This is a genomic window from Arachidicoccus terrestris (assembly GCF_020042345.1).
GTDB classification, from domain to species: Bacteria; Bacteroidota; Bacteroidia; order Chitinophagales; family Chitinophagaceae; genus Arachidicoccus; species Arachidicoccus terrestris.
Window position 1 is genome coordinate 3,046,947 of the sequence record NZ_CP083387.1, and the last position, 23,914, is coordinate 3,070,860.

Sequence of the window (23,914 nt, forward strand, 5' to 3'; positions counted from 1 at the left end):
AGTAAGTCATCTTCTTTTTTGAATTGGTTTTGCCTTCTTTACTCAGAACTTATGGCCTTACTACCTTTAAAATTGATGCAGAATGCTTTTGTCTGAATATTTTTTCTTTTCTGAAAGTCTTATAAACATTGGGTTTCATAAAATAGTTTTGGATTATTTCTAAAATAAATTTGTTGTTGCAGTAAAAGGTATTACCTTTGCAATCCCGCGACGGAAAAGAGGGTGCTAAGGCGGGTCAGTTCTTAAGATATTTTTCTTTGTAAGGGGGTGGTTAACAGCAAGTTGCGAGTCTCAGACCTGCGAGAAAAATAAAAAAAATCTACTTAAAATATTTGGTTGGTAAATGCGTGTTTACTACCTTTGCACTCCGCCTGACGGTAGAGACTGTCAGAAGATTGGCGGGGTAAAAAAAGTAGGGAGTACGGTGTGCCGTGAGGTGCATGGTATAGCAAGATAGGGATAGAGATATTTCTATAAAGATCTTTGAAAGGAAAATACAAATAACAGTAAGGAAGACACTACGAAGCGTTGAAAAAGAACACAAATTTTGACGCCTAATTTTCGAGAGAAATTTAGTCAGTTCAAACAATACATTAACAATGGAGAGTTTGATCCTGGCTCAGGATGAACGCTAGCGGCAGGCTTAATACATGCAAGTCGAGGGGTAACAGTTGAGTAGCAATACTTGAGCTGACGACCGGCAAACGGGTGCGGAACACGTGCGAAACCTTCCCTTATCTGGGGGATAGCCCGAAGAAATTCGGATTAATACCCCATAATATAATGATGTGGCATCACATGATTATTAAAACTCCGGTGGATGAGGATGGTCGCGCGTATGATTAGGTAGTTGGGGGGGTAACGGCCCACCAAGCCGACGATCATTAGCTGATGTGAGAGCATGATCAGCCACACGGGCACTGAGACACGGGCCCGACTCCTACGGGAGGCAGCAGTAAGGAATATTGGTCAATGGACGCAAGTCTGAACCAGCCATGCCGCGTGAAGGATTAAGGTCCTCTGGATTGTAAACTTCTTTTATAGGGGGCGAAACACTTTGTTTTTACAGAGCTTGACGGTACCCTATGAATAAGCACCGGCTAACTCCGTGCCAGCAGCCGCGGTAATACGGAGGGTGCAAGCGTTATCCGGATTTACTGGGTTTAAAGGGTGCGTAGGCGGACTTGTAAGTCTGAGGTGAAATCTCCGAGCTTAACTCGGAAACTGCCTTGGATACTATAGGTCTTGAATGTCGTTGAGGTCAGCGGAATATGTCATGTAGCGGTGAAATGCTTAGATATGACATAGAACACCTATTGCGAAGGCAGCTGGCTAAGCGAAAATTGACGCTGAGGCACGAAAGCGTGGGGATCAAACAGGATTAGATACCCTGGTAGTCCACGCCCTAAACGATGATTACTCGACGTGCGCGATACACAGTGCGCGTCTGAGCGAAAGCATTAAGTAATCCACCTGGGAAGTACGTTCGCAAGAATGAAACTCAAAGGAATTGGCGGGGGTCCGCACAAGCGGTGGAGTATGTGGTTTAATTCGATGATACGCGAGGAACCTTACCTGGGCTAGAATGCGAATGACGGTACCTGAAAGGGTATTTTCTAGCAATAGACATGAAGCAAGGTGCTGCATGGCTGTCGTCAGCTCGTGCCGTGAGGTGTTGGGTTAAGTCCCGCAACGAGCGCAACCCCTATCATTAGTTGCCATCAGGTTAAGCTGGGAACTCTAATGAGACTGCCGTCGTAAGACGCGAGGAAGGAGGGGATGATGTCAAGTCATCATGGCCTTTATGCCCAGGGCTACACACGTACTACAATGGGAGGGACAAAGAGCAGCCACTTGGCGACAAGGCGCGAATCTCAAAAACCCTCTCTCAGTTCGGATCGCAGTCTGCAACTCGACTGCGTGAAGCTGGAATCGCTAGTAATCGTATATCAGCAATGATACGGTGAATACGTTCCCGGACCTTGCACACACCGCCCGTCAAGCCATGAAAGCTGGGTGTACCTAAAGTCGGTAACCGTAAGGAGCTGCCTAGGGTAAAACTGGTAATTGGGGCTAAGTCGTAACAAGGTAGCCGTACCGGAAGGTGCGGCTGGAATACCTCCTTTTTAGAGCGGCGCGCCGACGCAAGTCGGAGTAGCATTACTGTTATTTATTTTCCTTTTAAACTTATTAGTTCTTTCAAACAGATAGCACTGACGGCCAACTTCAATGTAACACATGGCTATAGATTGGCGATAGGGTTCAAACAGTCACAGTCTCGTAGCTCAGTTGGTTAGAGCGCTACACTGATAATGTAGAGGTCCCCAGTTCAAATCTGGGCGGGACTACAAAGAATTCGATGAGATTCTGAAGTGCTATACTGTAAGGTATATAAATGGGGGGTTAGCTCAGTTGGCTAGAGCATCTGCCTTGCACGCAGAGGGTCATCGGTTCGACTCCGATATCCTCCACATTAAGAAGTAAAAAGAACAGTTCTTAAATTAAGATGAGTTAAGTGTAAGCGGGTTGATTGATTACAGAGGTGATCAAAAGACAGCGGCAGCAGGAATCGGATTCCATACACTGACAGATGTGCCTGAGTCAGCGAACGGCTAGTAATAGTTAAGTAGTAGGCGTAGAGGGTAGATAAAGATCTTTGACATATTGGGAAAGCAAAAACAATAAGAGTAACGAGAGGCTTTTTTTCTGTTGTAAGACGGAAGGAGAGCTGATCAAACACATAGTGGTGGTAACATCACTACAATTTCTAAATTTTTTAAAGCAATTAAGGGCGCATGGTGGATGCCTAGGGTCTGAGAGGCGAAGAAGGACGTGGTAAGCTGCGATAAGCTGCGGAGAGTTGCACACGAGCGTTATATCCGTAGATTTCCGAATGGGACAACCTGGTATGTTGAAGACATATCACTCTGCAAAGAGAGCCAACCCCGAGAACTGAAACATCTAAGTACCGGGAGGAAAAGAAAATAAGACAATGATTCCCTAAGTAGTGGCGAGCGAACAGGGAAGAGCCCAAACCTATGAGGCGTGCCTCATAGGGGTTGTAGGACTGCATTTAGGCGGTATTATCAAGCTGAAGTATCTGGAAAGTTACATCACAGAAGGTGAAAATCCTGTAGGCATAAATTAATACCAACGAGCAGTATCCTGAGTAGCGCGGGACCGGAGGAATCCTGTGTGAATCTGCCAGCACCATCTGGTAAGGCTAAATACTCCTCAGACACCGATAGTGAACCAGTACCGTAAGGGAAAGGTGAAAAGTACCCCGAACAGGGGAGTGAAATAGTACCTGAAACCGTGCGCCTACAAGCGGTCGGAGCATCTTTATGGTGTGACGGCGTGCCTTTTGCATAATGAGCCTACGAGTTACTCCTCACTGGCGAGGTTAAGTTCTTAAATAACGGAGCCGTAGCGAAAGCGAGTCCGAATAGGGCGTTCAGTCAGTGGGGGTAGACGCGAAACTTTGTGATCTATCCATGGGCAGGTTGAAGTTTTGGTAACACAAAATGGAGGACCGAACCCGTTGACGTTGAAAAGTCTTGGGATGACCTGTGGATAGGGGTGAAAGGCCAATCAAACTGAGAGATAGCTCGTTCTCCCCGAAATGTTTTTAGGAACAGCCTCGGATATAAAGAAGTGTGTTAGAGGTAGAGCTACTGATTGGGCTAGGGGGCTTCATCGCCTACCAAACCCTGACAAACTCCGAATGCTAACACATATCTCCGGGAGTGAGGCTACGGGCGCTAAGGTCCGTGGCCGAGAGGGAAATAACCCAGATTAGCGACTAAGGTCCCCAATCCATGGCTAAGTTGAATAAACGCGGTGGGACTTCTATAACAGCCAGGATGTTTGCTCGGAAGCAGCAATTCATTTAAAGAGTGCGTAACAGCTCACTGGTCGAGAGGTCCTGCACGGAAAATAATCGGGCATCAAGCCATGAACCGAAGTCCTAAAATTGCACCTTAAGGTGTATATTGGTAGGGGAGCATTGAAAACAGCGTTGAAGATGGTGGGCGACCACTGTTGGAGCGTTTTCAAAAGAAAATGTAGGCATAAGTAACGATAATTAAAGTGAAAAACTTTAACGCCGAAAGTCTAAGGGTTCCTGATCAACGTTAATCGGATCAGGGTTAGTCTGGTCCTTAGGAAAACCCGAGAGGGGTATCTGATGGAAAGAAGGTTAATATTCCTTTACCTGCATATCAATAAAAGTGACGGATCACCGTGGTCTGTATGTCCTGACGGAATAGGGCATCTGAGTAGAACCTTCGGGGGAAGCGAACGGATAAAAGTGGTTCCAAGAAAAGCGAGATATGCAGCCAGTACCGCAAACCGACACAGGTAGACGGGATGAGTATTCTAAGGCGCTCGGGTGAGCCGTGGAGAAGGAACTAGGCAAATTAATGCTGTAACTTCGGGATAAAGCATACCATAGCGATATGGTCTCAGTAAATAGGTTCAACCAACTGTTTAACAAAAACATAGGGCCCTGCAAAATCGAAAGATGACGTATAGAGCCTGATACCTGCCCGGTGCTGGAAGGTTAAGGAAGGATGTTAGCGCGCAAGTGCGAAGCTTCTGACTGAAGCCCCAGTAAACGGCGGCCGTAACTATAACGGTCCTAAGGTAGCGAAATTCCTTGTCGGGTAAGTTCCGACCTGCACGAATGGTCTAATGAGTTGAACACTGTCTCCTCCACGAGCCCGGTGAAATTGTAGTATCGGTGAAGATGCCGGTTACCCGCCACGGGACGAAAAGACCCCGTGAACCTTCACTACAACTTTGCATTGATTTTGAGCAACCGATGTGTAGGATAGTTGGGAGACTATGAAGCATGCACGCCAGTGTGTGTGGAGTCAACGTTGAAATACCAACCTTCTGTTGCTTAGAACCTAATCCTGAACAAGGAGACATTGCATGGTGGGTAGTTTGACTGGGGTGGTCGCCTCCTAAAAAGTAACGGAGGCTTGCAAAGGTACCCTCAGTACGGTTGGTAATCGTACATAGAGCGCATTAGTATAAGGGTGCTTGACTGTGAGGCATACACGCCGAGCAGGGACGAAAGTCGGCTAAAGTGATCCGGTGGTTCTGAATGGAAGGGCCATCGCTCAAAGGATAAAAGGTACTCCGGGGATAACAGGCTGATCTTACCCAAGAGCTCATATCGACGGTAAGGTTTGGCACCTCGATGTCGGTTCGTCACATCCTGGGGCTGGAGAAGGTCCCAAGGGTTGGGCTGTTCGCCCATTAAAGTGGCACGTGAACTGGGTTCAGAACGTCGCAAGACAGTTCGGTCTCTATCTGTGGTGGGCGCAAGTAAATTGAGAGGACATGACCTTAGTACGAGAGGACCGGGTCGTATGTACCGCTGGTGAATCAGTTATGCCGCCAGGTGTAGTGCTGAGTAGCTACGTACAGCCAGGATAAACGCTGAAAGCATCTAAGCGTGAAACCTCCCTCAAGATGAGTTTACTTTTAAGGGTCGTCAGAGACGATGACGTTGATAGGCTATAGATGTAAAGGTGGTAACATCAAAGTCGAGTAGTACTAATTGCCCGTACGCTTTATTTTTTAAATCTATTTTTATTGTTGAAATGGTAAAGATAGTTGCTCTAAAGTTGAGCTTTTCCAATATGACCTTATTAAGTGTGCCGTAAGCATAGAGCATAATGCACACGAATTTTTTATGGTGGTTATTCCGAGGGTCTTCACCTCTTCCCTTACCGAACAGAGAAGTTAAACCCCTCATGGCCGATGGTACTTGGGTCTTATCCCTGGGAGAGTAGGTAGCTGCCATATTTATTGAAAAGTCTCCGTAATTGCTTACGGAGACTTTTTTGCTTATATATGAACCGAAAAGCGAAGAGAAAATTTGATCATAAACGGAAGCGTAAATTGCTATTGTCAAAAGAATCAATCCTTAACACAGCAGTCCTATTTTCGGCGTGTTCTTTCCGGCAGTATTAGGTATGAACTTTCACTTTTTGGGTATGTGTTCATGGATTTTTAGACTGAATATTATCCTGTATTCTTTTTTTTATTCTACTTAGGGATTGATTTTTAATACCAAGATATGATGCAATATGGAATGAAGCCACACGCTGAATGATATTTGGGTGCTGATTTAACAGATCCTGATAACGCTTTTCGTGGCTGAAAAATAAAAGCTCTTCTGCCCTTGCCTGAGAACTATGGAAGAAATATTCTGCCAGCATGCGGCCAAAACGCTCCCAGGATTTATGCTTTTGATACAAAAGCTGTAACTCCTGGTAAGATATAAACAATACTTCGGCGTCCTCAAGAGCTTCTATATAATATACACACGGATACTGTGCCAGGAAACTCCGGAAAGAAACAATGAACTGGTTTTCTGAAAAGAAGAACAGGTTCTTTTCTTCATCCGTAGCAGGATCATAATAATAGATTCTAAATATTCCCCTTACAACTATGCCTAAATCCTGACAAACAATATTTTGTTTGTTATAGAAATCCCCCTTGGCTATTGTTCTACTTTTCCACAGAGGGAGGCTAATCATAACATCCTCCGCTGTTAGCCCGCCAAAGGGTATAAGAATATTTTGCAAAAAATCTGACCAGGGATTGTCCATTTTCAATTAAAAATTAGGTCATGCATTTATTTGACGGACTCCTGAAATAGAGTTGAGTATGAAATTAAGCAATTTGCTGGAATTGCATCATTCTTTTGGATTGACGTTTAAATAAGATCATATTACTGTAGCTTATTGATTTTACATTGTTTTCGGTACTGGAGAATTGTCCCGATCACAAAAGTGGCAAAAAGGCATAACAGCGTTTTCCCAATTATAGGGTCGGAAGGCCCTGTTGCTAAAGGGTGGCCGACAGGTATGCGTGTGAAAGTCTCGTTCACTGTCGGTACCAATGAAAGGAAGAAACTGAAGGAAAGTGTAAAATTCTCAAAATGCCTGGCCCGTTTACTGCCTTTTCTTTTACGGTTTAAGTAGTAGGCGGTCAGTACCAGCATCAGGATAAATAGTGAAAATATATGGCCTGCATTGAACCCACCGTTTTTTGATAGTCCTAAGGCTGTTATTGAAGTGATGACTGTACCATATAGATATAATTTACCGGTTAAACGTTCCAGGCTTATTTTACTATATCGTGTAAAAGATATTACTGCGCTTATCAGCGAGATAAGGCCGACGATTGTGTGGAAAATCCCAAGATTTGATAGTGTCATGATTGTTTGTTTAATACAAAAGTAGAATGCCGTGGTTCGAATAAAATTCACTTAAGTTAAATTCATATTGAATATGATGTTTTTCCCGAACTCGTAAATGAAATTCTGGCTGCTTGATTAATTTCGCTTTTCTTTTCGCTATTCAAGTTATAATTAATGTCTTCTCCTAAAACCTATAGCCGGGCACTCAGGATTGTTCACTGGCTAATTGCTGGTGTCTTTCTTTTCATTATGCTCACTATCTTTTTAAGACAGAACTGGATGAACAAGGATCATATGGGTATGATACTCAGGTCAGAACTTCTTAAACGAAACATCGAGCTGTCTGGTAAAGAGGCCTCCTTAATAGGAAAATCTATCCGGGCTCCAATGTGGCAGTGGCATACAGTTGCAGGGTATATATTGCTGGGGCTATATCTTATACGGATGATCGTCCTAAAAGTTGAGGGTGCAACTTTTGAAAACCCTTTTAAAGCTGGGATCACGGGAAAGGATCGACTGAAGTCCACTATCTACCTACTTTTCTATGGCTGTTTTGCAACTTCATTATTGACCGGTATCCTTATTGTGTGGGGCAAACAATGGCATGATCTGCATAGGATAGCTGTCAAAATACATATACTGTCCATGTATTATGCTGTTGCTTTCGTTGTCCTGCATCTTGTAGGGCTTGTCTTTGCAGAGTTGGGGAAGAACAAAGGGATTATTTCACGGATGATCCATGGTGGTTCTTGACAGTGCTCGTGTTGGTTTTGAGAAAAGACAATATGATTGATATTGACTTTAACCTGTAGAGTCGCAACGATTCATATTTTTCCCATATTCGAAAATGGTTCCGTTGTCAGTGTTCTACATTTGCGCCGTATTGTTGACATTGTTTACAAAAAATTAAAAATGCGTTTATATTCCCTGTTTAGCATGAGATTAAATAAGATGCTCTATAGAGCAGCATATCTGGTACTTTTATGCATTTTGGCACTCCCGTTCGCTCCCCTTCATGCCCAGCATTCCGATAATGCAAAAGTGCATGGCATTATTCTTACCCAAGAAGGAGATCCGGCGATTGGTGTGACAGTTAGTATCCCGCAGCTACGTAAAAATACGATTACAAATGCCAGCGGTGAATTTTACTTTCATGATTTACCGGCTGGTTCTCACGTTCTATCACTTTCTTTGAGCGGTTACCATTTTAAGAAGAAAGCGTTCGAATTAGTGGGAGGCAAAACAACTGAGTTCCGCGATACGTTACTCTATTCCGCTAACAACCTGGAGGCAGTGATGGTTTCTAGCGGGGGGAACCGCTTTGCCAGAAAAGAAAGTGATGATGTGGCAAAAATGCCTCTGAAAAATATGGAGAATGCGCAAGTCTATACAGTTGTCAGCAAAGAACTGATGAACGAGCAGCTCATTACAGATTATAATAGCGCTTTTAAGAATGTTCCCGGAGCCGGAATTGCACAAGTGCGCAATCAAGGCCGCACTACTTCTATTTCAAGGGGGTTTGCGACGCCTCAATTGGTCCGCAACGGAGTGGGAAGCTTTACCTTCGCGACCATCGACCCTGCTAACCTGGAACGTATAGAAGTGATAAAGGGGCCATCGGCTACTCTTTTTGGTAGCACCATTTCATCTTTCGGCGGCTTATTCAATAGAGTTACCAAAAAACCATTTGAAAGTTTTAAGGGGGAAGTGAGTTATTCCGCGGCCAACTGGGATTTAAATCGCCTTACCTTCGACATCAATACGCCTCTTAACTCTGAGAAAACAGCTCTTTTAAGAGTGAACACGGCTTTACACAGTGAAAGAAGCTTTCAGGATGCAGGCTTTAGTAAGAACTACCTGTTCGCACCGAGCTTTTCTTATAAAGTGAATGACAGACTTACGTTGCTATTGGATGCAGAACTTAGTAGCTATAAGGCAACTTCTCCCATCAGGTTATCTCCGATCAAAACGGGAAAAGCCAAAAGCGTAGAAGAGCTGGGCATACCGTATAATCTGTCGTTTTCAAATAATACGGTTAACTATACCAGCCAGCAATATAATATTTTTGCGCAGGCAAAATATAAGATATCGGATGACTGGACTTCACAGACGGTGGTATCCAGGACGCGCTCATCGTCAGACGGATATGTTACCGCATTGTCAATCAGATCTGATTCTACACTTCGCCAGTCGGTCACTTATCAGCAGTATCCTTATTACGGAACTGATATTCAACAGAATTTTATAGGAGATTTTAAAATAGGGAGCCTTCGTAATCGATTGGTTGTGGGGTTTGATTTTTACAGTTTACGGGCTACCAGAAATGATGCAACAGTAAATATGCCTGAATTGAATTTTAAAAAGCCCGGGGCCGCGTACAGGGATTTTAATATAGAAAAAGTGGCACCCCTATTTGAAGAAGCACAATTTACCAATTTTGTATCTGTGAACGAAAGAACCTATAGCGCCTATATTTCTGATGTATTGAATATTACCGATAAGCTATTAGCAATGGCCAGTATACGGGCCGACAGGTACATTAACAAAGGGGTTTATTATCCGGATCTTGATTCCAGTGCCGGAGCCTATAAACAGACAGCCTATTCACCTAAGTTCGGATTAGTCTATCAGGTGGTCAGAGATAAGGTTTCCTTATTTTCTAATTATATGAATGGCTTTAATAATGTCAGTGGGGCAGATTTTGATGGCCATACATTTAAACCTAATGAAGCGAACCAATGGGAAGCAGGTGTTAAGGTGGATTACCCGTTTTTGAATGCGACACTCAGCTATTATAATATTAATGTATCCAATATGCTGCGCGATGATCCTGAGCATCCTGATTTTAGTATCCAGGACGGGACGCAGGTAAGTAAAGGATTTGAGCTAGAATTGATTTCTAACCCTTTACCAGGACTTAATATAATCGGCGGTTTTACCTATAATGAAAGTAAATATACGAAGAGCGATTCCTCAATATTGGGCTTAAGACCTGTAACTTCGGGGTCGCCAAGGACGGCGAATCTATGGTTAAGCTATCGTATGGTTGATGGAGCATTAAAAGGCCTTGGTTTGGGTTTTGGCGGGATATATGGAAGCGAATCTTTTCAAAGCAATACCGACAAGTTTAAATTTATTATTCCGGCTTACACGGTATTGGATGCGGCGCTGTTTTATGATCAGCCTCATTTTAGAATCGGGTTGAAGGCAGATAACCTGACCAGTGAAAGATACTGGTCCGTTCGGATGGCGCCTCAAAATCCTTTACGGATTACGGGCTCCATTACATATAAGTTTTGATCGATGGAGCTTAATAAATGACACGCTTATATTTTGACAACTGATGGTCAAACCTTAATGACGGTGTATAGCGTATTGTCTGACTCTAATGTTGGAAAGGCGGGCAAAACAGGAGATAGATTTCGTAAGACTCTCTATCCATTAATCCTGGAGATGTTTCCAAGGGGGGGGCTTATGATTGATCAAGTCATATTTACTATTTGCCTGGGTTTTCTTTTCTCAGTATTCCGTTGTCAACACTTTCATTTATAATATTCTCTGCATAAGTCGCGATGGAGGAAGATATAGCCTCATGAACATTTTGCTTTTCCATGACTTGTTGATAATCAATGTTATATTCAGCCCATGTGCCTCCGTTATTGGACACATTTTGTAATAATGGTTCGAGCCTGTCCATTGATCTGGCAAATTTAGCCTCATCGGTTTCCCCAGCTTCAAATTCTTCCCAAATGGTCATGAATTCCTGTGCTTGTTCTTTTGGCAGTAAGCCAAAGATTCGTTTGGCTGCAATCCGCTCTTCGGTTGTATTTGTATGATTTTTAGCGGTGTCAAAAATGAAAGTGTCCCCGGCATCAATTTCTACTATATCGTGAATCAATACCATCTTTAATACTTTCAGTACATCAACTGGCCTGTCAGATTGACGAGCCAGAATAATGGTCATCATGGCCAGATGCCAGCTATGTTCCGCATCATTTTCTCGTCTGTCACTGTTAAATAGTTTTGTTCTGCGCTGGATATATTTTAGTTTGTCAATTTCTTGAATAAAAGCAAGTTGCTTTAATAAATCGGCGGAACTCATAGATTTGAAATAATTGTGAGAAGGCCAAAGGTAGCCGAATATTTTTGATTCTTTATTCTTTACGAATTTATGCTGCTTACATATAGAGGATTGTAGTTAAAGCTTGAAAATGAGTCGTGTTTGCTGTATCATTGTTTAACAAATTTTTAGTCACATTTTTGCCCTAGGTGCGAAGGAAATTATTTAAGTTATTTGCTGATTATCAATGGAATATATGTTATCAATTGTATATATAATATTGATACATTTAAACTGTAATAAATTAATTATCAATACGAAAACGGTTGCGTAACTTTTTGCTAACTAATGATAATTATTAATTATCTTGAGGTTGCTATTCTTTCACATTTCTTTTTAAATTAGACCTTTATGAGAGCTCAATTGTTAAAAGTGTCCAAAGGCCCAGATTTGTCCTTTAGTGTGCGCCGGGATCGCGTTCCCTATGTAAATAACAGATGGCATTTTCATGCCGAAGTGGAACTGATTCATTTCAGAAGCGGAGAAGGTTCTCAGTTTATTGGCGATAGTGTCAAAAGATTTAAAGCTGGAGATGTGGTATTAGTCGGATCAAATTTGCCTCATTACTGGCGGTTTGACGATGTATATTTTGATGAAAATGCGGCCGTATCTGCAGATGTTACTGTTTCCCATTTTGAAGAAAATTTTTGGGGGGACCGGTTTTTAGAACTGCCGGAGAATTCGAGGCTAAAAGTGTTGCTTACAAATGCAAAAAGAGGGATTGTTCTGAGGGGAGTCACCAGACATAAAGTAGCTGGCCTTTTGGATCAATTGATCGGTGCCAACGGCTCTCAAAGAATCCTTTTGTTAATAGAAGCTTTGTCGGTAATTGCGGCGTGTACCGATATTGAGATACTGTCATCCATAGGGTTTCATCCCGAATCAATTGAAGTGGATTCTGAAAGAATCAATGCAGTTTATAATTACACTTTGAAAAATTTCAATCGCAAAATAGAACTTAAGGAAATTGCTGAAATCGCTAATATCAGCCAGAACTCTTTTTGCAGATATTTTAAGTCCAGAACGGGGAAGACTTATTCTCAGTATATTATTGAGCTGCGTGTGGGACGCGCCTGTAAGCTTTTAATTGAGAATCGCCTTTGCCTGAAACAGCTTTGCTATGAGAGCGGATTTAATAATTTTACTAGTTTCCATAAGTATTTTAAAATGATTACTGGAAAAAGCCCATTGAATTATCAGCGCCAGTTTATTTCCGGTTAAATTTGAAAGGCAATGAAATCGTTTACATATTAAAGAAATAAAGCTATTGTAAGCTTTTGAAATATAAAAAGATCTGTCAGCCTGTATGCACCTCTTGATAGGTCTTAATTTTATATTTGGGATTCAGAGCGGGTGGATAAAGACGTCCGGCCTGATTTATCATTCTTCCATTATTAAAGTAACCCGGCTATATAACTGATAGGCAGCTGATATAAGAGTGTGGATTAGCTTATACCCCTTATATAATTGCTAAAATAGGGAATTGGATTTTCCACGATACGATTAATTTTGACGATCGAAAAATTAATGTCAGAGAAGGATATACTGAGGCGCAGGATGATCAGGAAATAAATAGTGAAGTATTTATAAAATAAATATATGAAATCGATTCGTATTCTTTTTGTCGTGGCCGCTTTAATTGGCTATGCCAATTTGCCAGCGCAAACAGCTAAAATTAGTTCATTTAACAACTGGCCGGGTGGCTGCTCCCCTAAAGACATAGGAGAGAGAATTGCGGCGAAGTTTATCGCTACGCCACACACCAACTTTAATAGGACAACACCCCCTAAAGTGATTACCTATCCCGAGTCCTGTACCTGGTACGGCGCGCTGACTTTCGCGAAGGTGACTGGCAATAAAAAAATGGTTCGGCAACTGGCGGATCGTTTTGAGCCCTTGCTGGGAAATCGCGACACACTGGTACCGATACCAGATCACGTGGATTATGCTGTATTCGGATCGGTGCCGTTGGAGCTTTATATACAGACAAAGGATCCGCGTTATTTAAAACTGGGAAAGACATTTGCTGACAGACAGTGGGGACCGCCTGAAGGAAAGCGGGTGACGGCAGCATCACACCGGTTCTACGACAAGGGCCTGAGCTGGCAAACCCGGTTATGGATTGACGATATGTTTATGATTACCGCTGTTCAGTCACAGGCATACAGAGCGACTGGCAACCGGATGTATATTGACAAGGCTGCCAAAGAAATGGTGTTCTATCTGGACTCATTACAGCAGCCCAACGGGTTGTTTTATCACGCACCTGATGTGCCTTACTTCTGGGGAAGAGGAGATGGGTGGATGGCCGCCGGCATGAGTGAGTTATTGCGCTCTTTGCCTAAAGACAATCCAAACCGGCCACGTATATTGGCTGGTTATCGGAAAATGATGGCGACGCTGCTGAAATACCAGGCGAAAGACGGGATGTGGAGACAATTGATCGACGACCCGACTTCCTGGAAAGAAACATCTTGTACCGGTATGTTTACCTTTGCTTTTATTACAGGTGTTAAAGAAGGCTGGTTAGATGAAAAGATATATGGCCCTGCTGCGCGGAAAGCATGGCTCTCCCTCATTAAATATATCAATTCAGACGATAATATTACTAATGTGTGCGAAGGAACGAACAAGAAAAATGATCATCAATATTATCTTGACCGCAAACGTAATATCGGAGACCTGCACGGTCAGGCCCCCTTGTTATGGTGTGCAACTGCTTTAATTGCCCCCAGCGGCTATCTTTAGTTTTCTTCCGGACCGGAAAATCCGTCCCGCTCGTGTTACAGACAGGAAATCTTTATATACGCATCACCGGAATAGATGATTATTACTGCTGCTCCAACCTTTGTTTTAGTTGGGCCATATATAAAGATGCGGGCTGCAACCTTTTTCTGTTCAGGCCTTCCCATATACCCTGATTCCTTTCCGGGAAACGTGCTTTTCCGATACTGCCTTGCAGGCCTATACAATAATTATGACCTGAGACCCAGGGGTCCTGCACAACCGCAGCTCTGGCGCTGCAGTTCCAAAGTATCTGGGTTACGCCGCTCCAGCCATGCCCGCTCCCCCAGTTTCCCCTGTCCTGAATATTAATTTCTCCAGTAGTCTTTACATTATCGTATAAGGTGCCGGTGGCCCATCTATGGTGGGGGCCTATGTCTGCATGAGTATTATTGGCGGTACAATTATAGAAGACATTGGGCCCGCAAACTCTGGCTCCGGTGACGTAGTCATGCCTGCCTTCCGTCGCATGACAGTCCATGAAGAGATTCATTTGACCATCATTGGCAAACGAATAGCGCCTCCCGCCTGTAATGACAGATTTTGCATCCAGGCAGTTTGAATGTAATACGGAAATGTTTCTGGCACCATAACCTAAACTGACGCAGGCATAGCCAAAGTATTGAGATGTTACTTGCCGCACCCAGCTATTTTTTATTTTGTCCATACGAATGGCTATCCATCCGTGATTTTCAGCAGTATCACTTGTGTAGGTTGAGGCGCAATATAGATTTTCAATACCTACTTTTTCAATTCGTCCCGGGTAATGATAAGAAAATACGGACCCGCCTCCGTATTTGGTTTCCATTTCCATTACGATAGGATTGTCAAGAAAAATTCTGTTGTCTTCTACATGAGTGATGATTCTTTCGAATGCCAAGCCGTATTCCCGGGGGAACCATTGTCGGGTTCCTTTTCTTTCAATAATCTGGTCCATTTTTAAGTCGTGAATCCAGCTGGCTGTACCAGGGCGAAATACGATAACAGAGTCTCCTCTTTTAAAATGTTCTGCTGATGATACGCTAATTGATTTACTGCCGACCGGAACAAATTGATCAGTGATCTCCACTTGGCTTTTTTTTATTTTCCTTAAGGAACCTGTTCCGGATATATTGATCAGGCTCCTTTGTGTTGTGCCTGTTGCAATTAACCGGGTGCCATCCTTTCCTTCTCCTTCACCGCGTAATATGATTCCACTGGTATGTATTTGAATTGTCCCCTCGATTTTATAAGTACCCCTTTTAAGAAGAATGGTACCTCTGAATCCATTCTTGTCCAGAGGATAACCCGATACCTCATTGATGGCATTCTGAATTACTGCCTGGCTGCTGCCGTTTTTGGCTGCTTCAATGGTTTTCACTACAGGGATTTCAGGAGGCGTTATGCCTCCTTGCATATAGCCTACGCTACTGAAATCCGGCAGAATGTTCCCTTGTTTGTCAGGGCGGTATACTAAATGGCCGTTTGGAAGGACTTCAACAAGTTCCGATGACCAGGGCGTGATGCCTGATTTGATAAATGAAACACATAGAAGCAGGCAAAGCCCGCTGAATATTAGTGATTTAAAAGCTCTTTTTGGCATGGGCAAAGAGATTAGTTTGATGGAAGTGATATCTCGCACAATATTCGTACAAAAAAACAGTACTTTACCTCTTTTGCCATAATAGCTGAATGATTTGCAAATTTTCTTATTTCCCTGATAGCGATTAAATATTTAATTTGCTATGGGATTGAATCAGGGAAACCCTGTTTTTCTGTTTCATCGTTCCGGATTGTAAAATGCTCCGGTTGTATAGAGATATAGATTGGATGCACGCTATTATAATTATTAACGCGGGTAATAATGAAGAACTATAATTTAAGCAGTTTGCTGGGCGCAAGTAGGACTGCATTGTTATTTTGTCTGCTTTTGTCTTTGCATTTTGCAGGTACACAATTAATGGCGCAAACAAAGCTGGAACTAAGACAGGCTCCGGGAGATACGACACAGCTAAAACTACCCGCTCACTTTTCGGCGATTGTTGTTGCAGACCTGAAAGCGAAAGCCCGGCATTTGGCAATAACGGAACAGGGACTTATGTATGTGAAGCTGGCCAAGCCGATTGATGGTAAAGGTATATTGGTTTTAAAAATAGGCAAAGATGGCGCTGCCAGAAAAATTGGCGGATTTGCTAATTATGGAGGAACAGGTATTTATTTAAAGAACGGGTATCTGTATGCTTCCTCGAATAGCGAAGTGTTTCGCTATAAGTTAAATAACCAAAATGAAGTCATCAACCCGGATCAACCGGAAAAAATCATTACTGGGCTGTTAAAAGGCCGGCAACACGAGACAAAGTCGATAGTACTAGACAATGACGGCAATATCTATGTAAATATTGGGTCCCCGTTGAATTCCTGTCAGGAGAATGATCGCCAGAGGGGCTCTATGGGCATTCCGGGTTGTCCATTATTGGATTCAGCCGGTGGCATATGGCAGTTTAAAGCGGATAAACTGGACCAGTCCTATGGGCAGGGTGTGCGATATGCTACAGGATTGAGAAATGTCGTCGGACTCGACTGGAATCAGCAAAACAACACTTTGTTTGTCATGCAACACGGCAGGGACCAGTTACACGATATTTTTCCACAATACTACGATGAGAATGTATCCTCCCTGTTGCCCGCAGAGTGCATGTATATGGTGCATAAGGGAGATGACGCAGGCTTTCCTTTCATCTATTATGATCAGTTTAAGAAAGCAAAAATGCTTGCCCCTGAATACGGTGGTGATGGCAAAAAGGAAATACACGACAAATATATAGATCCGGTTGTTGCGTTTCCGGGTCATATGGCACCCAATGGCTTATTATTCTACACAGGAAGTATGTTCCCTGATCGGTATAAGAACGGTGCGTTTGTCGCTTTCCACGGATCCTGGAACCGCTCACCCAAGCCGCAGGCTGGTTATATGGTTGCATTTGTCCCTTTTAAAAATGGCAGACCTTCTGGTGACTGGGAAGTTTTTGCAGACAATTTCTCAGAATTGGCCGGCGGAGAATTGATGTCGCCAAGGCAAGCAAAATACCGGCCGTGCGGGCTGGCGCTGGGGCCGGATGGTGCCTTGTATGTAACCGATGATGCGAAGGGGAGAATATTTAAGATTGTCTACAGCAAATAAGCTGCAGTTATAAATTGTTTAATAATGAGAAAGCAAATATTGGGTATCTTTGTTGTTTTCATTTTTGTCTTTCAGTTTTTTACGACAGCGCGCTTACAAGGTATTGCCCCAGGAACAGCTAATGGTGGTTTTTCTGACTCTACTGAATCTTTTGTAAGAGGGGAAGTGTTGTATAAAAGTCATTGTATGTCTTGCCACCAATTCGATGGTGGTGGAGTTGATAACCTGAATCCCCCGCTGATTCAAACATCTTATGTGCTTGGCAGTAAGGTGGGGCTGATTAATATTGTCTTAAAGGGATTCAAGGAGCGGGTGGATATTGATGGAAATAATTACTCAAACAATATGCCTCCGCTGAACTATCTGACAGATCAACAGATTGCAGATGTGTTGACATATGTCAGAAATGATTTTGGCAACAAAGCGACTTTAATTAAGGCGGCGGATGTGAAGCGTTTAAGAAGCACCCGATAAAAGTATTAATTATTGCAAAGTGTTTCTCTTTGATGTTTAAATAGCGTGAATGTGTACGATTGTTTGCCCTATGAAAATGTAGATAAGCCTGGTATATGTTTGGTGAATCATATGATAAAATAAAAAAGGAAAATTGGTATTATTCCCCCCGCCGAAATAACGGTGGTTTACATTATACCAAAGAAGATGAAAAAAGGGATATGCTACCTGTTATCAGTGGTACTGGTGATTTTTCTGTTCGGACTTTCTTCCGCATTATCTGCCCAGCCCGGTAAAACCTTCTATAATGTCAGAGATTTCGGCGCGAAGGGGGACAGTCTTACCAATGACGGCGATGCCATCAATCGGACAATTGATATCGCCGCTAAGAACGGCGGAGGGACAATTTATTTTCCGCCCGGCATTTATGCGACTTATAGCATCCGGTTAAAAAGTAATATCTCTTTATTTCTGGATGAGGGCGCTATTTTATTGGGCGCAAAAGAAGTGAATGGTATTGGATATGACGACCCTGAACCCAAAACGGCCTATGATAAATACCAGGATTTCGGCCACAATCACTGGAAAAACAGTTTAATTTGGGGCATTGATGTTCATGATGTATCCATTACCGGGCAAGGCATGATCTGGGGCAAGGGACTTACCCGCAGCACCAGACAACCGAGAGGTGGCGGCAACAAAGCCATAGGGTTGAAGAACTGCCATAACGTGAATATTGAAGATATATCTATTCTGCACGGCGGTCATTTTGCTATTCTTGCGACAGGTGTTGATAATTTGACGCTTCATAATTTGAAAGTAGATACGGACAGGGATGGTTTCGATATTGATTGTTGTAAAAATGTACGTGTTTCCGATTGTACGGTAAATTCTCCATTTGATGATGGTATCTGCCTGAAGAGTTCATTCGCCTTGGGTTACGCAAAACCAACAGAGAACGTTACAATAACCAATTGCCAGGTAAGCGGTTATGATTTAGGATCTTTTATGAATGGTACTTTTACAAGAAACTATACCCGGTATTCTGACAAGAACCCCACTGGCAGGATAAAGTTTGGAACAGAAAGTAATGGAGGGTTTAAAAACATTGTTATTTCTAACTGCGTATTTGACTACTGCAGAGGAATTGCACTGGAGACGGTTGATGGAGGTCTTTTGGAAGACGTGACGATTTCTAATATTACCATGCGGGATGTCGTAAACGCACCGATATTTATCAGACTTGGTGCTCGGCAAAGAGGCCCGGACACGATACCAATTGGCGCTTGTAGAAGGATTATTATCAATAATCTGGTGGCATATAACGTAGACCCACGCCATGGAGCAATTATTAGCGGGGTTGCAGGCCATGACATCGAAGACCTTCAGTTAAGCAATATCCGTATTTACTATAAGGGAGGTGGCGCGAAGGATTCGATGAATAGGGTAGTGCCAGAATTTACAGATGATTACCCTGAGCCATATCGCTGGGGGACAATGCCGGCTTACGGATTTTATATTCGTCATGTCAGAAATTTAAAAATGCATGACGTTCAAACCAGTTTTATGAAAGAAGAAGGCAGGCCGCCTTTTATTCTGAATGATGTAAAGGGCGCTATCTTGTATGATATACAGAGTCAGAAATCCACAGGAACCCCTTGGGGGATTTTGCAGAACGTCAGTAACCTGAGCCTGAAAAGTGTACAGGGGATCGATGATTGTAGTCTCAAAAACGTTGCTAATAAAACACTTTGAGATTTACAGCAATGAAGATTTGCCGAAATTATTTTATAAACCCTAAAGTCAGTACAAATATGAAGACCATTATAACGAGCATCGGCCTCTTTTTGGCGTTTGAATGTTTTTCTCAAAAGCATACTATTACAAAAGTTTGGGAAACGGATACTGTTTTGGCTATTCCTGAATCGGTGCTTCCGGATTTTAAAAACGAACTTTTATATGTTTCGCTCATAGACGGAGAAGGGTGGGCCAATGATGGGAAAGGTGGGGTTGCGATTCTTTCAACGAATGGACAAATAGTAAATTCAAACTGGATAACAGGTCTTAATGCGCCCAAGGGGCTTGGCCGTATCGGTAATTTGCTATATGTAGCGGATAACGACGAGGTTGTGGTGGTTAATACAGACAGACATGCTGTTCAAGAAAAGATTCATATTAAGGGCGCTAAAAGGTTGAATGATATCGCGGTAGATTCTCGAAGCAAGGCCGTTTTTGTTGCCGATTCCAAAACAGGAAGGATTTGGCGGATAGTTGATTATCGGCCTGAGCTTTATTTGGATAGCATTAAAGGGGCCAACGGGCTCAAATTTGTCAAAGGAAATTTATTTTTTGCCAATGGAAAAACACTAATGAAAGCGGATGCCGGAAAACAGCTATCCAGGGTAGCCGAATTGCCGTCTGGCATTGACGGAATTGAACCAGTTGGCAATGGAGATTTTCTGGTAACAGCCTGGTCTGGCTTTGTATATTATGTATTTTCTAATGGTCAGTTTGAAATACTGCTGGATACGCGCATGGAAAAAAAGAACGCCGCAGATCTTGGATTTGATCCGCATAAACGGATTATTTATGTTCCTTCCTTTAATGGGAAGACAGTGGCGGCATATCAATTAAGATAATTTGTATGTTAAGGCAGTACTAAGCATCCTTCGGTGCTGAGATACAGGCTTGTCGGGTTGAAGGTATAGTGTGCCGGATAGTCTATGTAGAGCTTCTTTGTCGATGTACAAGGATGCCATGAATTCATTTTTAAACGCCTACGTTTCCTTGATTGACAGCGTTACAATAGACTGTGTTTGTTACTTGCCGCCTGATTATTCCGAGACCATCATTATTTTTTTTGAGTTTCCACGGAATTGAAATACCATGAAGGTTTTTAATCGGGATAGATTGAAATTGTGCTAAAATAGCTTAGTGCTAGGGTCATTTTATGCAATATTTGTGTTGTGATCAACTATAGCTTTGTTAAATAAGTTTCTTATTTCTCAGTACAAAAAAAATTGTCTTATGCTTGAAAAACCTTCCTGGTTAATCCGGCCCGTGCGTATGATTTATATGTACGGACTGCCGTTATTGTTTTTATTTCTTTGGGCCTTATCGCCAAGTTCAGCGGGCGCACAGAATAAACCAATTGAAGTTACAGGTACCGTCAATAATGCTGAAGGTGATCCTATTGCTTTAGCCACCGTTCTGATAAAGAATAGTAAGTTTGGCACAACAACTGACAGCTCAGGTCATTATGTTATTCGTGTTCCCGATAAAAATGCTGTTCTGGTATTTTCGTCTGTGGGTACCCTTTCACAAGAACAAGTTGTTGGCGATAAAAATGTAATCGATATCATATTGCAGCCTTCTGCTTCTGACATGGATGATGTGATTGTTATTGGCTATGGCACTCAAAAGAAGCGGGACGTAACCGGTGCGATCACTTCCATCAGCGCGAAGCAAATTGAAGAGCGGCAGGCAGTTAATATTGCCGATGCCCTGCAGGGGCAGGCCGCAGGTTTGCTGGTTATAAATAATTCGGGAGAACCCGGGGCTGAGAGCTCGGTTACCATTCGGGGAGGATCCACTTTTTCCAGTGCCGGTAATGAACCGTTGTATGTTATTGATGGAGTGGTCGGTGCCAATGGAAATGATATCAACCCCAATGATATTCAGTCCATTGAAGTGTTGAAAGATGCGGCGTCTTCCGCGATTTACGGGTCTCGTGCGGCCAATGGTGTAATTATTATTACCACTAAGCAAGGAGTCGCAGGTGCGCCAAAGATCAACGCGAGATATCTTAGAAACTATGGGTTTTTAGCGCATAAACTGCGTCAGGCAAATGCAAATGAGGTCCGGCTGTTCCGACAGAAGCAAAGCCCGACAAAGGCCAGTGCCGGAACCAGTGCAGATTCGCTAAACCCTGGATTTAACGCCGACAATGATTATCAGGATGCACTAACCAGAATGGCGATCAGAGACCAGGCAGATTTCGGGGTCAGTGGCGGAAGTAAAACTTTGAATTATTATACCAGTCTCCGGTATGTAAACGACAGAGGGTTGATTTTAAATAGTTGGGGCAAGCAGATCCAGGCGAGGACCAATCTGGATTTCAAACCTTCCTCTAAGTTCAGATTTAGTACCAGGTATCAGTTTGGCTATCGTAAACGCAATAATATTAACGAAGGGAATACGATCAATCAGACCTTCCAGCGACCGACGAACTTCACATTATATTATCCTGATGGCAGTTTGACCGGTTACGTCAGCGGCCGGCGTAATCCGCTGTCAGTCGCACTATATGAGGTGGCGCTGGAGGATCAATATGACGCGCAGTTGTTTAATGAGATGCAGTATTCATTTTTAAAGAACCTCAAATTCACGACAAACTTTACCTTTCTCTACAGGCAGGGAAGAGATGTGGATTTCTCGCCCAAGATTTTAAGTTCCAACAACCCCTTGGCCAATAGCGGAGGCGAAGCTTCGGATAGATCAACGGAGTGGCAGTATCAGGCATACTTTAATTATGATCCGATATTAGGGAAGGATCACAGCCTGAACCTGACAGCTGGTTTCAGCGCGGAAAAGAGCCAGCGTAACAGTACAAGTACCAAGGCCAGAAATTATGCCAATGAAACAATTATTGCCATTAATTCCGCAGAAACGATCTTACCCGCGCAGTTCGATGCCAGCGGGAATTCCCTTGCTTCTTTGTTTGGGAGAATCGGCTATAGTTACAAAGGTCGTTATACAATCAATAGTTCTGTCAGATATGATGGTTCTTCCAGATTTGGTAAAGATAACAGTTGGGGGTTGTTCCCCACTGTGGGCGCCGGATGGCGATTCTCCGAAGAGAATTTTATGCAGTGGGCGAAGCCGCTATTGTCTGATGGTAGATTTAGGGCAAGCTATGGAAAAGTAGGTAATGAACGCATTGGTGATTATGACGCTCTTCAACGTTATGGCTTTGGCTATTATTACAATGGTGTGGCGGGTGTCGCGTTCGGAAGTTCTTTTGGCAATCCTAAACTGGCGTGGGAGAGCCTGATTCAGACAAATATCGGATTGGATCTGAGTTTGCTTCAGAACCGAATCTCTATTGCAGTGGACTATTATGATAAGACAACAAAAGACTTACTGTATAACCGTCCCCTGGCAAAAGAAACCGGATTTAATAGTGTTCGGGTTAATTTAGGTAGTATACAGACCAAAGGCTTTGAATTCCAGATTAACACGACAGCGATCTCTAAGAAGGATTTTAGCTGGAACGTCATCGCCAACTACTCAACGTATAATAGTGTTGTCAAATCACTTTACAATCATGAATCCTTTGTTTCAGGAAACAGCGGTGATGATGGGAAGGCCGGCTGGCTGATCAGGGAAAATGGTAAATTAGGCGATTTTTATGGCTGGAAAGCTTTGGGCGTATATGCTTATGATGAGTCAAATGCCTATAATGATGATTGGGAGCGGCTGACACCTAACTTCGATGCCGCGGGGCAATTTACAGGTTACACCTATAATGGACAGCCATATACCGGAGATGTACATAGTTTATATGGAAGAGGAAGCAAACTGAGGGGTGGCGATGTTATTTTTGACAATAGGAATAAGGATAGTGTCATTGATGACCGGGATAGACAGGTTCTGGGGAATGCGCAGCCCAAGTTTTTCGCCGCACTGATCAATACCATCACGTATAAGCAATTTTCCCTGTCTTTCACTTTCAATACCACCTGGGGGAATAAGATTTACAATAACGCTGCTCAGACATTGGATAATTATAGAACGACACATATAATCCCAAGGCCGGCTACTATCTATGCAGCCTGGGCTAAACCGGGGGATATTACTGATGTCCCTGAGGTCAGCCGCCGGCAGACAACAGGGAACATGAGGATGAACGACCGGTTCCTGGAGGACGGCTCTTTCATAAGGTTGTCCTATGCCAGACTTACGTACAACCTAAAAAGCCAGTGGGTAAAACATATTTTTGCCAAAGGGGCCGGTGTATATGTCTACGGTTCGAATTTGCTTACCTGGACCAATTACAGCTGGTTTGATCCCGAGTTCCCCTCTAATGATCCACTGCAAATGGGACAGGATAACGGTCGTTACCCGAGGAGACGAGAAGTAGGTATAGGAGCCAGCATTAATTTTTAAAACAATTGTT

The 23,914-nt window shown here is 43.1% G+C and carries 13 protein-coding genes, 2 tRNA genes and 3 rRNA genes; 14 read left to right on the top strand and 4 right to left on the bottom strand.

Annotation, left to right across the window (positions count from 1 at the left end; all coding sequences use genetic code 11):
* Positions 1-596 precede the first annotated feature (596 nt).
* The 5 genes from K9M52_RS11860 (at position 597) to rrf (ending at position 5,817) form a co-directional block, all read left to right on the top strand.
* Positions 597-2,126: ribosomal RNA gene (locus K9M52_RS11860) — 16S ribosomal RNA — on the top strand.
* A 148-nt stretch (positions 2,127-2,274) separates the two neighbouring features.
* Positions 2,275-2,348, top strand: a tRNA-Ile gene (locus K9M52_RS11865).
* A gap of 49 nt (positions 2,349-2,397) precedes the next feature.
* Positions 2,398-2,471: transfer RNA gene (locus K9M52_RS11870), tRNA-Ala, on the top strand.
* A 304-nt stretch (positions 2,472-2,775) separates the two neighbouring features.
* Positions 2,776-5,589, top strand: a 23S ribosomal RNA gene (locus K9M52_RS11875).
* Between the two features lie 114 nt (positions 5,590-5,703).
* Positions 5,704-5,817 (top strand): 5S ribosomal RNA (gene rrf / locus K9M52_RS11880).
* Together the 16S, 23S and 5S rRNA genes with 2 tRNA genes alongside form the textbook arrangement of a ribosomal RNA operon.
* Before the next feature lie 197 nt (positions 5,818-6,014).
* Here rrf and K9M52_RS11885 read toward each other — a convergent pair.
* Positions 6,015-6,626, bottom strand: a complete 612-nt coding sequence (locus tag K9M52_RS11885; RefSeq protein ID WP_224068643.1) for a Crp/Fnr family transcriptional regulator — start codon at positions 6,624-6,626, stop codon at positions 6,015-6,017.
* A gap of 122 nt (positions 6,627-6,748) precedes the next feature.
* Positions 6,749-7,237 carry a hypothetical protein gene (locus K9M52_RS11890; protein ID WP_224068644.1) on the bottom strand — a complete coding sequence of 163 codons (489 nt, stop codon included), beginning with the start codon at positions 7,235-7,237 and terminating at the stop codon, positions 6,749-6,751.
* 156 nt (positions 7,238-7,393) lie between these two features.
* Between K9M52_RS11890 and K9M52_RS11895 the strand changes: the two genes are divergently transcribed.
* Positions 7,394-7,972 (top strand): cytochrome b/b6 domain-containing protein, encoded by a 579-nt coding sequence (locus K9M52_RS11895; protein ID WP_224068645.1) that lies wholly within the window; start codon positions 7,394-7,396, stop codon positions 7,970-7,972.
* A gap of 183 nt (positions 7,973-8,155) precedes the next feature.
* Positions 8,156-10,519 (top strand): TonB-dependent receptor, encoded by a 2,364-nt coding sequence (locus tag K9M52_RS11900; RefSeq protein ID WP_224068646.1) that lies wholly within the window; start codon positions 8,156-8,158, stop codon positions 10,517-10,519.
* A gap of 196 nt (positions 10,520-10,715) precedes the next feature.
* On the opposite strand, the gene K9M52_RS11905 is transcribed toward K9M52_RS11900, so the two are convergent.
* Complete coding sequence (locus K9M52_RS11905; RefSeq protein ID WP_224068647.1) at positions 10,716-11,321, bottom strand: HD domain-containing protein; 606 nt, start codon at positions 11,319-11,321, stop codon at positions 10,716-10,718.
* A 369-nt stretch (positions 11,322-11,690) separates the two neighbouring features.
* On the opposite strand from K9M52_RS11905, the gene K9M52_RS11910 reads away from it, so the two are divergent.
* Positions 11,691-12,560, top strand: coding sequence for an AraC family transcriptional regulator (locus K9M52_RS11910; RefSeq protein WP_224068648.1), 870 nt, complete (start codon positions 11,691-11,693; stop codon positions 12,558-12,560).
* 378 nt (positions 12,561-12,938) lie between these two features.
* On the top strand, positions 12,939-14,087 hold the full coding sequence (locus K9M52_RS11915; RefSeq protein ID WP_224068649.1) for a glycoside hydrolase family 88/105 protein: 1,149 nt from the start codon (positions 12,939-12,941) through the stop codon (positions 14,085-14,087).
* An 82-nt stretch (positions 14,088-14,169) separates the two neighbouring features.
* Here K9M52_RS11915 and K9M52_RS11920 read toward each other — a convergent pair whose 3' ends face one another.
* Positions 14,170-15,705: a hypothetical protein gene (locus K9M52_RS11920; protein WP_224068650.1), complete on the bottom strand. Its 1,536-nt coding sequence runs from the start codon at positions 15,703-15,705 to the stop codon at positions 14,170-14,172.
* Between the two features lie 261 nt (positions 15,706-15,966).
* Here K9M52_RS11920 and K9M52_RS11925 point away from each other — a divergent pair, with 261 nt between their 5' ends.
* The 5 genes from K9M52_RS11925 to K9M52_RS11945 all read left to right on the top strand — a co-directional run bounded on the left by K9M52_RS11925 (position 15,967) and on the right by K9M52_RS11945 (position 23,904).
* On the top strand, positions 15,967-17,283 hold the full coding sequence (locus tag K9M52_RS11925; protein ID WP_224068651.1) for a PQQ-dependent sugar dehydrogenase: 1,317 nt from the start codon (positions 15,967-15,969) through the stop codon (positions 17,281-17,283).
* Positions 17,284-17,307: 24 nt separating this feature from the next.
* Positions 17,308-17,757, top strand: coding sequence for a c-type cytochrome (locus K9M52_RS11930; protein WP_224068652.1), 450 nt, complete (start codon positions 17,308-17,310; stop codon positions 17,755-17,757).
* A 186-nt stretch (positions 17,758-17,943) separates the two neighbouring features.
* On the top strand, positions 17,944-19,491 hold the full coding sequence (locus tag K9M52_RS11935; RefSeq protein WP_224068653.1) for a rhamnogalacturonidase: 1,548 nt from the start codon (positions 17,944-17,946) through the stop codon (positions 19,489-19,491).
* A gap of 59 nt (positions 19,492-19,550) precedes the next feature.
* Positions 19,551-20,375 (top strand): YncE family protein, encoded by an 825-nt coding sequence (locus K9M52_RS11940; RefSeq protein WP_224068654.1) that lies wholly within the window; start codon positions 19,551-19,553, stop codon positions 20,373-20,375.
* A 388-nt stretch (positions 20,376-20,763) separates the two neighbouring features.
* Positions 20,764-23,904, top strand: coding sequence for a SusC/RagA family TonB-linked outer membrane protein (locus K9M52_RS11945; RefSeq protein ID WP_224068655.1), 3,141 nt, complete (start codon positions 20,764-20,766; stop codon positions 23,902-23,904).
* The last annotated feature ends 10 nt before the right edge of the window (positions 23,905-23,914 follow it).

Bases quoted from the DNA above. Each gene is read 5' to 3' on its own strand.
- K9M52_RS11890 (WP_224068644.1), bottom strand. From the start codon at position 7,237: ATGACACTATCAAATCTTGGGATTTTCCACACAATCGTCGGCCTTATC.
- K9M52_RS11920 (WP_224068650.1), bottom strand. From the start codon at position 15,705: ATGCCAAAAAGAGCTTTTAAATCACTAATATTCAGCGGGCTTTGCCTG.
- K9M52_RS11935 (WP_224068653.1), top strand. From the start codon at position 17,944: ATGAAAAAAGGGATATGCTACCTGTTATCAGTGGTACTGGTGATTTTT.
- K9M52_RS11900 (WP_224068646.1), top strand. From the start codon at position 8,156: ATGAGATTAAATAAGATGCTCTATAGAGCAGCATATCTGGTACTTTTA.
- K9M52_RS11895 (WP_224068645.1), top strand. From the start codon at position 7,394: ATGTCTTCTCCTAAAACCTATAGCCGGGCACTCAGGATTGTTCACTGG.
- K9M52_RS11925 (WP_224068651.1), top strand. From the start codon at position 15,967: ATGAAGAACTATAATTTAAGCAGTTTGCTGGGCGCAAGTAGGACTGCA.
- K9M52_RS11940 (WP_224068654.1), top strand. From the start codon at position 19,551: ATGAAGACCATTATAACGAGCATCGGCCTCTTTTTGGCGTTTGAATGT.
- K9M52_RS11915 (WP_224068649.1), top strand. From the start codon at position 12,939: ATGAAATCGATTCGTATTCTTTTTGTCGTGGCCGCTTTAATTGGCTAT.
- K9M52_RS11930 (WP_224068652.1), top strand. From the start codon at position 17,308: ATGAGAAAGCAAATATTGGGTATCTTTGTTGTTTTCATTTTTGTCTTT.
- K9M52_RS11945 (WP_224068655.1), top strand. From the start codon at position 20,764: ATGCTTGAAAAACCTTCCTGGTTAATCCGGCCCGTGCGTATGATTTAT.
- K9M52_RS11905 (WP_224068647.1), bottom strand. From the start codon at position 11,321: ATGAGTTCCGCCGATTTATTAAAGCAACTTGCTTTTATTCAAGAAATT.
- K9M52_RS11885 (WP_224068643.1), bottom strand. From the start codon at position 6,626: ATGGACAATCCCTGGTCAGATTTTTTGCAAAATATTCTTATACCCTTT.
- K9M52_RS11910 (WP_224068648.1), top strand. From the start codon at position 11,691: ATGAGAGCTCAATTGTTAAAAGTGTCCAAAGGCCCAGATTTGTCCTTT.